Consider the following 13281-nt stretch of genomic DNA (forward strand, 5'->3'; position numbering starts at 1 on the left):
AATTTACCCCCCCTCTTTTTCAAGTTTTTTTAGATACTTAGCTGCGGTTAAACTCTTAGAGTTATTTGGAGCATCTTCTTTACCACCAGCTTTTAGAACATCAAAAACATGTGTAAGGCAACTATTACTCTCTACACAATAAGCTCCATCAGGTGTTCCCGCTCTGCTCTTCTGATATTCAATTGCAGCCTGGGCATCAGGCAATTTAATAGTTATTAAATTTTCAGGTTCCATTCCCAACATTGCTGAGAAATCTTCATCTACAATTTCTGCTGTGCTTCCAAAGTTACCTGAGCTTTGCTGCTCTGTTACCATGATGGTATCATTGTGATGCACTTCAACAACAAAGTGTACTTGCCTTCCCTCTTTATACATTTTTATTACTGCGGAACCCTCTTTGCAAGAAAGTCCAAAGGGGTCTATCCATCTAACTGGATTCGGCACATACCGATAATTATTTGCCCCCCCCAATAGCCCAATTGGATCCTGCTGAGTAAACTCCCCAACCTCAGGATCATAATACCTAAACCGATTGTAGTGCAGCCCAGTCTCCTCATCGAAGTACTGCCCTTGGAAGCGGATCGGCTGTTCTATCTGATTATTATGGGCTAAAGCAATATTGCCATAGCTTTTATAGGCGACACTCCATACGACTTCACCTTCCTTATCAGTAAGGGTGTCAGGCGTTCCTAGGTGATCCAGGTGGTAATAGTAAACCTGCTCATCTTCTTTTAGCGCAACCGGTTTAAAGGTGCCCGGTTCGAAGTAGTAGGTGCGGGTATTCAGATCCTGCTTGGTTTGCGTATCGTTTTTGTTTTCCCGTAGCAGGACGTCACCATCCCAGAGGAAGTCAACTCTTTCATTGTTTGCAGATTTACCAATGCGACGACCCAAAGGGTCGTATTGGTAGTGAATCTCTTGTTGAAGCTGCTCAGCTCCTTCCTCTACCTTGAGCTTTTCTACCCATACCAACTGTTGACGAGCATTGTAATGGTATCGGGTCTGTAGCTTCTGTCCTTTACCCCGTAGCTCGGCGATACGATTGCCGTGGATATCGTAACGGTAGTGGGTATCACCACGGAAGGCTAAACGGTTGCCTTTGACTTGGGTGGCACTGGCCCGCTGTTTGGCTTCATCTTCTGATCTAGCGGCGGCCAAAATATTATGGGCAGGGTCGTGCACAAAATATTCGGGGTTGGGCCCATCAACCTGGGTGAGGCGATCCAGGGCGTCGTAGTGGTAGCTGCGAGTACCGCGCAGGCTGTCCTCGATTTTGGCAATCTGCCCAGCTTTATTGTACTGGTAGCTACGCTCCAGGATTGAGTTAGATTCCTGGGTCGGATCTGACACTGGACCACCGGCCTTGCCCAGGCTCAGCTTTTGCAGGCGCCCTTGAGGATCATAATCTCGCTGGCTCTCCAGCCCATTGCCGTGCTGGCGCTGACTCTCCCTGCCCTGCTCATCGTGATTAATGCTAGTAATCAGCTGATCGGTGTTACTGCCTACCGGGCGACGGTGCAGGCTCTTGAATTGGCCGGCGGGGTTAAAGGCGAAGTTGAGCACTTCACCATCAGGCAAGGTGGTGGCAATGCGGTTGCCTGCGGCATCGTAGTTATGGGTGAGTTTATCTTTGCCCTGCCAATCCGCAGTTACACGGCCATTAGCATCGTATTCCCAGCGCAGTTTACGGTGGGTGTTTTCCGCTTCGATTAACTGGCCACTGCGGTTATAGCGAAAATTGGTTACACCATCCGGGGTGACTTCTTCCAACAGGCGGCCAAAGGGGTCGCGTTCAAAGATGGTGTCCACACCTTTGCCGGTATCAGCATCCGTGACTGCCCTGGAACTGATCAGGTGCCCGGCGCGGTTATAGGCGTAGCGAGTTACGCGTCCGTCGAAGCCCACTTCTTCAATCAGGCGTTCGTTCAGGTCGTATTTGAGCTGGTACCGCTCACCATTTTCGTTGGTGAGGCCCACCAGGTTGCGCTCGCCGTCGTAGTGGTATTCCAGGCGGCTGCCATCCGGGTTGGTGCGTGCCTTAACCTGACTGAGGCCGTCGTAGGCGTAGCAGGTGCTGCGGCCTTCGGAGTCCATAACTTCCGCAAGCAGCCCTTGGGGGTTATAGCTGTACTGAGTCCTAGATCCATCTGGGGTAATAACTGCGTGGATACGATCCTGGGCATCGTATTCATAGCGAGTAATTTGGCCTGGGGTATGCTGCACTTCTTCCAGACGACGGGCATCGTCATAGCGATAGTGCTGGGTACGGCCCATGGGGTCTTTGACCGCTGCCAGCTTGCCCTCGGGGTTCCATAGATAGCGGGTGGCATTACCTAATGGGTCTGTAACACAGCCTATCAAGCCCACCGGGTTATAGCTATATCGGGTGCTACTACCAAGGGGGTCTTTGGTGGTGACGATTTGGCCTTTCTGGTTGTATTCACGCTGCCAGGTGTTACCACTGGGGTCTGTGACTTTTGCCGGCAGACCTTCACTATTGTATTCGATGCGGTGGCTATTGCCGGCAGCATCAGTCTTTTGTATCAAGCGCCCTTGTTCATCATATTTATAGAGCTCCTCACGCCGACTGCCATCATCGCTGGGCAATTGTACTTTGGTAACTTGGCCCAGATCGTTGTAGCTGTAGAGAGTCTCTCCGCCTTCAGGATCGCGGTGATAAATCGGTAGGGCTCGATCGTTAAAGCGGTAACGTTCCTGCCCCCCACGAGTATCCGTAACGGTAACCCCGTGACCATCCTCATCCCAGGCAAACTCGTAGTTGTAGGTGGCCTGCCCATCGATAGAGTCACCCCATTGGCGTACACAGCGGGCAGAGGGGCCCTCTCTATCCCATTCAAAGTAGAAGCGGTAACCGGTTTTTAAAGTACGCTTCGAAATAACATGCTGGTGATATTCATATTGCTCACTGTAGCCATCCGCATCAGTGGCTTTTATCAAATCACCTTCATCACTGTATTCGTACTGGGCCAGTATTTTAATGCGACCATCGCGAGTTTCTTTCTTCAGCTCGCCAATGCGCAGACTATTCGACTGCCCTTCGGGCGGGCTGATATGCAGAGCTTCACCAAGGCTGCTCTCGATACAAATCAGGCGCTCGTCGATATAGTGGAAGAGGTAATAGTTACCGTAACCATCGCGAATCTCGGACAGTTTTAAGGCACCATTATTACCTGTCGCCTTAAAGTGTTTTTGCACACCATTTTGGGCTCCGTAAGGGGTTACAACCCAGTGCTCATCGTTAATACGACTCAACGATAAATTTTCCACCACATTGTGGCTGCAGCCGCTATTACCCGGTGCAGGTAGGCTAATTACCCGGCCCTCGGCATCATGAAACTGAACCGCTTTACCCGGACGCCATACCAGGCGCTCATTCAAAGTGTGGGTCCAGCCGTGGCCCAAACCGAAATCCCTGGCGTTACTGCTGCGGTAAGTGCGCGCCAGAGTTAATGGCAGTGGGCCATCCAGCACCGTATCCACCAAAGTCAGACGCTCTTCACCCGTTTTTAAGTTAATCGGTTCACCACCTTCACAGGCATTGGCATTGCATTGGGAGGTGTCACCGTTCTGGTTTTCCCCGGTGTCGCTATTGGTATTGTCCGGCTCGTTGCTATTATTCGCTTGGCTACCTTGCGACTCACTTGAATTATTATTGGAGCCGCTATTGCTTTGATTGGAATTTGAGGCAGCGCTGCTGGCCCCTGAGCCGCCAGAACTGCCGGAGCTGGAGCTACTTGAAGAGAGCCCACTGGAGCTGGCTAGCGGGGCTGCGGCTTCAGAGGAACTCAAATCGGAGAAGTTAGCGCCTTCCCCCCCCTTAGCGTTGCCACCCTTTTTATTGGAAACTAACTGTTGCTGCTTCTTCAGTTTGGCCAAGTCCAACATCAGTTCGCCGACATTTTTAAAGGACTTTAGCAAGCGCGCATTTTTGGCCATAGCTACAGCGGCGCCGACGCCTCCAGTAATCGCCGCAAGGACGATAGTGAGGATAATTTCAAAGGCTCCACCACCAGCAATTTCAGTAATTTCCAGGCTGTGTTGTGCTTTTACATAATCCTCGGCAAAACGGAAGATAACCCCGCGCAGGGCCGGATCATCGTAAATAATTTGAGCAACGTCGAATGCCAAATCCAATTGCTGCCGAGTAACCTTTGAAGGGTCAAAACCGAGTACATCCACCACTTCTTTTTGCAGATCCGTAACGTACTCCTGGCCAGATTCTGCGAAGCTCTTGTCATTCCAGAAGTAATTTGCTGTGGCAACACCCAACCTATGCGACTGACGCAGAGGATTCAGCATTTGCGCCACTTCAAGCACATCTTTTGTCCATACCGCCAAGCCCCAGGCGGCATTGCCAAAACCGGTCGCGCCACTTTCAATATAGGCACCCACTTTTTCCAGCATTGAGCGCTTCTCATGTTGCTGCTGGATTTGGGCCGCCTCTGCCCTCTCCTGGGCAATAATTTGCTGTAGGCCGATACGAATCTTGGCAATCAACTCAGCCTGTTTCTCCGCAATTACGGTAGCTGCCATTGGCGCTTCTTCAATAATCAGTCGATTCTGGATTAAAGCGCGATAAATCTCTCGTTCAGAAGAGGACAAGTAGCCGGGCGGCTCAGATAGGGGCCCCAGAAAGATTGCGCCCGAGGTACCCGCTTGAATACTGGTACTGAGCAAATTGCAGGAGCTACCTCCCAGGCTGAAAAAGTGCTGGTAAATTTTCTCAATAACCGCATCGTCGAACATCGAAAGCAAGTGGCCGGCATCGACCTGCATCGGAATCCCCTGCGGGTACGTCCACCCTACTCTCACTTCGTACTGGATGCCTTGCTTATTTTCAACACGTAGCTGCATGATAATCCTTTAAACACTTTCGCCTATCTGGACCTAGTGGGGACCTAATTCAGTTAATTCTCACCCGCGAACATTAGGGAACCCCCAAAGAACTCCGGTAAGCTTTCGATTCCGTCTATTTTTCGAGCAAAATACCCTTAAGCTGAAGTCAACCAGACTTCAACTGGTGATTCCTCCGAGCTTTGTCGGCGTCGATTAAAATCGAAATCGCAAGATCAGCCAATACCACGCCATTACACAACGAAGCCGCTGAGAAGAACATTCTCTATCCAAAAAAGGGAGCTTAAGGGCTGCTGTGCTAGAAGAAAACTAACGACTAGATTCTTATCTTCCTTTTCACTCTTAAGAAATTAAGAATCTAGGTGGCGCCAAATAAAACATAGGACTGAGATCTACTTCGCGAGGTTACCGCAAATTAGGTAAATACGGTAGATAGCAAGTGTTAAGCTGAGTAGCGAAGCTTTCGGGAGCAGAAATTAAAACTTCGATAACACAAAACCGAGCCAAAGTTATCCTCGATTAATTTTTAATAAACCAATAAAAATAGTACCCGTGTATTAAAAAAATATCCCGTAATACAAACCCTATGAACAATTATTATTCATTTGTTTACCGTAATTGGATAATTTCTCTACAGCGAGTATCAATATTCCGTTATTGATAAAAGTAACTAATTGGATAGCTTTTGGCAGGCTGCGAAATTGGATCTTTAAATTTGTGACACTCATCACAGGGGTATCCCAGTTACAAGCAGGGTGAACGGGGAAATCAGCGGACGGGATTGCCTGGAACTGCAATAAAGCGCGGTATGGGTTGAAGTAGGCCCAGTAACCTCATGATCAGGTGCCTGAGCCTTTTTTCAGAAAGCCTATTCGATCTCTTTGATCCGCATGGAGTTGGTATGCCCACCCATATTGAGGCGTTCCCCCTGGGTAATAAGTACCCGCTGCCCTTTCTGCAAATCGATTCTAGAGCTTAATACCTCGATAACCGCTTCGGTTAAATGTCCCAGGGGAACTGAAGCCGGATCAAAGCTCACTGTCTCTACTCCCCGTAACAGCATCAGCTGGCGAGCGATCTTAGGATGCCGGGTTAGTGCATAGATCGGCAAGCGAGTATTTGCACGGGACATCATTCTCGGTGTGCGGCCAGACTCGGTCAGTGCGGCTACAGCACAGAGATTCTCCACGCGCGTTGCAACATCAATCGCCGCCTGGGCAATTACAGTATCGATTAGAGCTGAAGAACCGTGGTCCTCTGCAGTGTAGGGAACACTGCCCAAATACTGTTCAGCGCCGATAATCACTTCACTCATAGATTCCACAGCGGCAACCGGGTAATCGCCTGCAGCTGTTTCCGCCGACAGCATAACTGCATCGGTACCGTCCAGCACCGCATTGGCAACATCCATCACCTCGGCACGGGTGGGAGTCGGGCTGGTAATCATCGACTCCATCATTTGTGTTGCAGTGATTACGGCGCGATTGAGAGCATTTGCGCGGTTGATCAGTTTTTTCTGCACCCCGACCAGAGCGGGATCACCGATCTCTACCCCCAGGTCACCTCGAGCTACCATAATCGCATCGGAAGCCAGGATTAGGCTGTCCATTTGCTCATCATCGGCAACTGCTTCGGCCCTTTCAACTTTGGCGACGATCGCTGCTTGGCTACCAGCCTCTGCCATGGCTTTGCGAGCAGTATCCAGGTCTTCCGCACAACGCGGGAAACTGACTGCGAGGAAATCCACTTCGAGATCTGCTGCCAGCTTGATATCCCGGTAGTCTTTTTCTGTCAGTGCCGGTGCAGACAGGCCCCCGCCCAACAAGTTGATGCCCTTGTTATTCGACAGCTTACCGCCTTGTAAAACCCGGCAATAGAGCTTGCTTGGCGTAGTGCCGGTTACTTCAAGGCGAATCTTGCCATCATCCAACAGCAGGATATTGCCGGACTGGCAGTCGCTGATCAGGCTTGGATAATCCACTCCAACACGGTGCTCATCCCCCCCTTCAACCGGGCAATCCAGGTCGAGGGTAAATTCGTCATTGTTTTCCAGTTGTACACTGCCCTTGGCAAAACGGGCAATACGAATTTTGGGACCCTGCAAGTCCCCCAAAACCGCAACAATTTTTCCCTGCGCTTCGGCGGCGTTGCGCACCTCTGTAACGCGGCGTCGGTGATCCTCCGCCGATCCGTGAGAAAAGTTCAGACGTACAACGTTCACCCCTGCGCGAATCATTTCATCGATTACGCGAGGCTTGTCCGTACCCGGGCCTAAGGTTGCTACGATTTTTGTATGGCGAATCATAAGATCCCGTCATCTAATAATTTGAGAAGGAGGTTCAGAGGGCTAACAAACAGGAATTCTATGTCCATTTAATGGCCCTCAGTAATTGAATTACCAAAATATGCCAAATGAAGGGGATCAGGCGGATTCAGCAACAGGCTGGTTCAACTGAAGCGTTTCAGCCATCGCCAGACTGGTATCCAACATGCGGTGGGAGAAGCCCCACTCATTATCGTACCAGGCCATGACCTTCACCAAGTTACCATTCACACGGGTATGGTTGGCATCAAAGTGACTGGAGGCACTGGTGTGATTGAAGTCCACAGATACCAAAGGCTGATCGCAGTAGGTCAGTACACCGCCACTGGCCTTAGCAGCTTCCTGCATGATGCGGTTAACTTCTTCGGCGGTGGTGTCACGGCCGGCAATAAACTGGCAGTCCACCAGAGACACATTGCTTACCGGCACACGGACGGCCATACCATCGAGGCGACCTTTTAACTCAGGCAATACCAAACCTACCGCTGCAGCCGCACCTGTTTTGGTAGGGATCATATTATCCGCCGCCGCACGGGCACGATAAATATCTGCGTGCACCGCATCTTGGGTATTCTGGTCATTGGTATAAGCGTGCACGGTGGTCATAAAGCCGCGCTCAATACCCAATTCACGATGCAGTGCTTGAGCTACAGGTGCCAGACAGTTGGTGGTGCAGGATGCATTGGACACCACACGGTGATCCGCAGTGAGATTGCTGTCGTTTACACCGTAAACAACTGTGAGATCCGCATCTTTTGAGGGTGCAGAAATCAGCACTGCAGCGGCACCGGCTTCAATATGGGCAGAAGCGGAAGCGCGATCGGTAAAGCGGCCAGTACACTCCAGGACTAAATCCACACCCAATTGCTTCCAAGGCAATTTGGAAGGATCGCGCTCCTGGCAAACCTGAACTCGATCACCACCAATAACCAGAGCATCACCATCGACTTTGACGTCTGTACTAAAGCGACCGTGAATAGTATCGAAGCGAGTCAGGTGAGCATTAGAAGCTACCGGAGCGAGATCATTAATCGCGACCAATTGAACACGATCGCTGTAGCCTGATTCGTAGATAGCTCGGGTGACATTTCTACCGATACGACCGTAACCATTAATGGCAATTTTAATTTTCATCTCGCTTTACCCTCTTTATATGCTTCTGGTTTTTCAAGTGGCACCCGCTTGCGAGTGCACCATACCGAGTGTGTGTTATTTCAATTCCGCAGCTTGTTTTGCCAGACGAGTAATCTCTGCCCAGTTCTTTTCACGAACCAGAGTGCTGCTCGCCATCCAGGAACCACCGACACAAACCACATTGTTCAGAGCCAGAAAGTCCGGGGCATTTTGAGGCCCTATACCACCGGTGGGACAAAAGCGAACGTCCTGTAGCGGACCGCCAATGGATTTCAGCATTGGCACTCCCCCTGCCGCCTGGGCTGGGAAAAATTTCTGGTAGCGATAACCACGCTCGTAGAGGCGCATCACTTCTGAAACACTGGCAGCACCGGGCAGCAACGGTACTTCACTGCCTTCAGCAGCATTCAGTAGGCGGTCGGTTGCGCCGGGGCTCACCATAAAGCTGGCGCCGGCTTCGATAGAGCGACGCAGATCATCACCATTTAGCACCGTGCCAGTTCCCACATGGGCTTCCGGCATGTGTTTTGCAATTTGTTCAACAACTTCCAGGGCTGCCTCAGTGCGCAGGGTTACCTCAAGTACTTTCAGGCCACCTTCAATCAAAGCGCCGGCAAGAGGGAGGGCATCTTCAACTTTATCTACAACCAGTACTGGGACAACGCCAGCTACCTGCAAAATCTCGGCGATATTTTTCTGCATCAGATAATTCCAAATCTTTCGTTAAGGCGCCCAGTAAACAGTGACTGGTTTCAGCCCCTGCTTAAGAATACTGCGCACCGGCATTTCTAACTCATCACTGCCGAGCAACGCCTCGCGATAAACTTTTAGCTTCTCTTCGCCAGTGATCAATAACTTGATATTGCGCGCTTGCAAAATTGCACTCAGGGTCAAAGTCATACGCTCGGTATTGGAGCCGGTAACTTCACTTTGATTAGCAGTAATTGCCTTGCACAACTTTTGTGATTCAGGATTTAGTGCATCCTGTAAGCCCTGTGCATGGGGGAATAGTGATGCGGTGTGGCCGTCACTGCCCATACCCAGCAAACAAACATCAAATGGTTTCTGCAACTCGCCATATGCGCGCTCACAGGCCTCTTCACCTTCAGCGGCTGATGCATGTGAATTTTTCATACCCAGAAAATTGGCTTCGGCTCCAAAATTCTGTAAAAGCGACTTTTCAATAAAAGCTGCGTTACTACCGCTTTCGGTTTTTTCTACCCAGCGCTCATCAACGAGAGCAGCTGTAATTTGCGACCACGGAAGCGGGCGTTTGGATAGCTCGCGATATACTGGTTCCGGCGTACTGCCGCCAGATACCAGGAAACTTGCGTGATTATTTTCTTTAATACCTTTTTGCAGTTCGCAAGCACAATCGTGGGCTAGAGCCTGCACCAGGCGCTCGCGATCTTGGAAAAATTTTTCTTCAGCCATGGATTCTTCCATTTCTCTTAGTGGAAACCGGCGCGGTAAAATTAATAGCTGCGCCGGCTTTCCAAATTATTACTGCGCGTTAAACCAATGACGATCAGTGCGTGACAGCAGTTTTTCTGCCTCTTCTGGCCCCCAGCTACCTGCAGGATAGGGCTGCGGCTGATTAGCCGTTTCGCGCCAATGCTCAATAATTGGATCCACCCACGCCCAGGCAGCAGCAACTTCGTCACGGTGGATAAAAAGCGCGGGATTATTTGCTGCAGCATCCAACATCAGGCGCTTATAAGCGTCGCTGCGGAAGCTGTCGTAAGTATCAGAAAGGGTTAAATTCAATTCAGCCGGTTGCAACTCGGTGGTGAGACTGTCCATTTTCTTCGCCATCAAAACCAGTTTGATACTTTCTTCTGGCTGTAAGCGAATAACCAAACGGTTGGGAACAATCTTTCCGGCTGACTCATCGTACACATGATGAGAAACATTTTTGTACTGCACTACAATTTCGGCACAGCGCTTTTCCATGCGTTTACCAGTACGCAAGTAAAACGGCACCCCTGCCCAACGCCAACTATCGATATGCGCTCGAATGGCAACGAAGGTTTCGGTTGAACTGGTTCCACCGTCGAGTTCATCGAGATAACCAGGAACATCACTGCCATTGATTTGCCCAGCTATATACTGGCCACGCACAACGTTTTTATCGACCAAATTACCGGTAAGCGGGCGCAAAGCCTCAAGCACCTTAATTTTTTCTGCACGGATATTCTTCGCCGACATACTGTTGGGAGATTCCATGGCGATAAGGCACAGCAGTTGCAGCAGATGGTTTTGCACCATATCCCGCATAGCACCAGTTTCATCATAAAAACCCGCACGCCCTTCCAGGCCTACGGTTTCTGAAATACTGATCTGGATATGATCAATGGTTTTTGCATCCCAAAGATGCTCAAACAATACATTGCTAAAACGCAGTGCAAGAAGGTTTTGGACAGTTTCTTTACCCAGGTAGTGATCGATACGGAAGATACTATCTTCCGGGAAGTAACTGGCAATTTTACTGTTAATTTCATCAGAGGTTTGGGCGTTATAGCCCAGTGGCTTTTCCACTACGACTCTGGAATTTCCAGTAATCAGGCCTTTTACGGAGAGGTTTTCACAACAGGGGCCGAATACCGCGGGCGGTATTGCCAAATAGAAAATACGAACCCGCTCTGAGTCGGAACCGAGAATTTCTGCCAGGTGATCCCACTGGCTATCCGGTACGGCAATGTCCAGTGCGATCGGACAAAGTAATTGGCTAAATTGGTCCCAGCTCGAAGCACTGTACTCACCCTCACGGAGATATTTTTGCAGTGCCTGGTGGGCTGTTTCGATATATTGATCAACATCTGATTGGCGGCGACACACCGGAAGGATGCGACAGCCCTCAACCAAGCTGCCCTCTCTAAATGCTCGGTAAAGTGCCGGTAGTAACTTGCGCAGTGCAAGGTCTCCGCCTCCACCAAATAACACCATATCAAAAGGGTTAATCATAAATTTTGCTCTGAGATCGTTCTTTTCTCGGAGCCTGTTTGGCTCCATAATAATCAATAAAGAATACTTGCACCGGTCTCTGCACCGCTGGCAAGCCCGCGCATATTAGCGAAAAGTTCACGGCCCGTACCACGGGCACTTTCAGACAGATCACACTGGGCCGGTTGGCGGGTATTAAATTCAGCTTCATCTACCAGCACGCGTAAAATACCGGCCTCTGAATCGAGCTCAATCATGTCGCCCTCTTGCACCTTGGCAATCGCACCGCCTTCTACGGCTTCCGGTGACATATGAATGGCAGCAGGGACTTTCCCGGAAGCGCCGGACATACGCCCATCAGTGACTAACGCCACTTTAAAGCCACGATCCTGCAGCACCCCCAACGTCGGTGTTAGCTTGTGCAGTTCCGGCATACCGTTGGCTCGAGGTCCCTGGAATCTCACTACAGCGACAAAGTCACGCTCTAGCTCACCGGCTTTGAATCGCTTGAGCAGGTCGTCCTGGTTATCCAGAACAATGGCCGGCGCCTTCACTTTGAGGTGCTCAGATTTAACCGCAGAGACTTTGATTACACTGCGCCCAAGGTTTCCTTCGAGCAACTGCAAACCACCATGCTGGGAGAAAGGGTCAGTGGCTGGACGAATGACCGTCGTATCACCGCTCTCTTCTGGAGTGGGTTTCCAAACCACACCGCCAACATCACTGTTGAGGAAGGGATCTTCACAGTAGGGTTCGAGACCGGAATTACCGAGTACCGTGTGCACATCATCGTGTAAAAGGCCAGCGGAGCGGAGTTCGCGAATCAGGAACTGCATACCGCCGGCTGCGGCAAAGTGGTTGATATCCGCAGTGCCGTTCGGGTACACATGACAAAGCAGCGGCACCACTTCAGAGAGGTCGGCCATATCCTGCCAAGTCAACTGAATACCTGCTGCACGCGCCATCGCAATAAGGTGCAATGTGTGGTTTGTGGATCCGCCGGTAGCGAGCAAACCCACCACTCCGTTGACGAATGCTTTTTCGGTGAGAATTTTAGCCACCGAAGTGTGCTGGCTCGGTTCAGTAATTTTTACCAATTGCGCCACGGCAGCTTCATTTAATGCCGAGCGCAAATCAGTACCGGGGTTTACGAAGGAACTGCCAGGCAATTGCAGCCCCATAATTTCTACCAACATCTGGTTACTGTTGGCAGTGCCGTAAAAGGTGCAGGTGCCGGCACTATGGTAGGAAGCACTCTCGGCTTCCAATAGTTCAGAGCGCCCTACTTTGCCTTCAGCATACAGCTGGCGAACCCGGACTTTTTCCGCATTGGACAAGCCTGTGGGCATTGGACCCGCAGGAACAAAAATTGAAGGCAAGTGGCCAAAAGAAAGAGCACCAATAACCAGGCCGGGGACAATTTTGTCGCAGATACCCAGGAATATGGCTCCTTCGAAAACATCATGCGAAAGCGCGATTGCTGTGGACATGGCAATCACATCCCGCGAAAACAGGCTGAGTTCCATCCCTGCACGCCCTTGAGTCACCCCATCGCACATTGCCGGAACGCCACCGGCAACCTGGGCCGTTGCGCCATTGCGCGCAGCTGCCTCTTTCAATTGAGCAGGGTAGGCACCATAAGGCTGATGAGCGGACAACATATCGTTGTAGGCGTTGACGATACCCAGGTTCGGTCCCCGACCAGAGGCGATCAACTGCTTATCACCCTCTGGAGATGCGGCTATTGCGTGGGCCAAGTTTCCGCAAGACACATGTGCCGCTGCCCGCCCTTCAATATGCGCTTTCTCAACCTGCGCCAGATATTCTGCACGAGTTTCTTCGCTGCGCTTAATGATGCGTTCGGTAACGGTCTGAAGCTTGCTGTGAACCATGACTATTCCGTAATAACTCTGTTGAGGTGGTCTCTAGTTACAAAAACCACCAGGGTCACATTTCAGTGGCATCAGCCACCTGTGATTATCTTTCCGTGGAGCGCCTTTCGGCGG

7 protein-coding genes are annotated in these 13281 nt (G+C 50.6%); all 7 read right to left on the reverse strand.

What is annotated here, in order from left to right; all coding sequences use genetic code 11:
- Positions 1-3: 3 nt before the first annotated feature.
- Positions 4-4875, reverse strand: a complete 4872-nt coding sequence (locus ACJJIY_RS00365) for an RHS repeat-associated core domain-containing protein (RefSeq protein WP_445358872.1) — start codon at positions 4873-4875, stop codon at positions 4-6.
- An 868-nt stretch (positions 4876-5743) separates the two neighbouring features.
- Positions 5744-7180 carry a pyruvate kinase gene (gene pyk / locus ACJJIY_RS00370; protein WP_444907446.1) on the reverse strand — a complete coding sequence of 479 codons (1437 nt, stop codon included), beginning with the start codon at positions 7178-7180 and terminating at the stop codon, positions 5744-5746.
- Between the two features lie 117 nt (positions 7181-7297).
- Complete coding sequence (gene gap / locus ACJJIY_RS00375; RefSeq protein ID WP_445358873.1) at positions 7298-8332, reverse strand: type I glyceraldehyde-3-phosphate dehydrogenase; 1035 nt, start codon at positions 8330-8332, stop codon at positions 7298-7300.
- Positions 8333-8407: 75 nt separating this feature from the next.
- Positions 8408-9034, reverse strand: coding sequence for a bifunctional 4-hydroxy-2-oxoglutarate aldolase/2-dehydro-3-deoxy-phosphogluconate aldolase (gene eda, locus ACJJIY_RS00380; RefSeq protein ID WP_445358874.1), 627 nt, complete (start codon positions 9032-9034; stop codon positions 8408-8410).
- 21 nt (positions 9035-9055) lie between these two features.
- The gene (gene pgl, locus ACJJIY_RS00385; protein ID WP_413663095.1) at positions 9056-9766 is read right to left on the reverse strand and encodes a 6-phosphogluconolactonase; all 711 of its coding nucleotides are present in this window, start codon (positions 9764-9766) and stop codon (positions 9056-9058) included.
- A 69-nt stretch (positions 9767-9835) separates the two neighbouring features.
- Positions 9836-11296, reverse strand: coding sequence for a glucose-6-phosphate dehydrogenase (gene zwf / locus ACJJIY_RS00390; protein WP_445358875.1), 1461 nt, complete (start codon positions 11294-11296; stop codon positions 9836-9838).
- Between the two features lie 53 nt (positions 11297-11349).
- Entirely contained in the window at positions 11350-13167 is a 1818-nt protein-coding gene (gene edd / locus ACJJIY_RS00395) for a phosphogluconate dehydratase (RefSeq protein ID WP_444896300.1), read from the reverse strand.
- Positions 13168-13281 lie beyond the last annotated feature (114 nt).

It is taken from the genome of Microbulbifer maximicatervae (SeqCode), assembly GCF_052468155.1.

Bases quoted from the DNA above. Each gene is read 5' to 3' on its own strand.
- ACJJIY_RS00365 (WP_445358872.1), bottom strand. From the start codon at position 4,875: ATGCAGCTACGTGTTGAAAATAAGCAAGGCATCCAGTACGAAGTGAGA.
- pyk (WP_444907446.1), bottom strand. From the start codon at position 7,180: ATGATTCGCCATACAAAAATCGTAGCAACCTTAGGCCCGGGTACGGAC.
- gap (WP_445358873.1), bottom strand. From the start codon at position 8,332: ATGAAAATTAAAATTGCCATTAATGGTTACGGTCGTATCGGTAGAAAT.
- eda (WP_445358874.1), bottom strand. From the start codon at position 9,034: ATGCAGAAAAATATCGCCGAGATTTTGCAGGTAGCTGGCGTTGTCCCA.
- pgl (WP_413663095.1), bottom strand. From the start codon at position 9,766: ATGGCTGAAGAAAAATTTTTCCAAGATCGCGAGCGCCTGGTGCAGGCT.
- zwf (WP_445358875.1), bottom strand. From the start codon at position 11,296: ATGATTAACCCTTTTGATATGGTGTTATTTGGTGGAGGCGGAGACCTT.
- edd (WP_444896300.1), bottom strand. From the start codon at position 13,167: ATGGTTCACAGCAAGCTTCAGACCGTTACCGAACGCATCATTAAGCGC.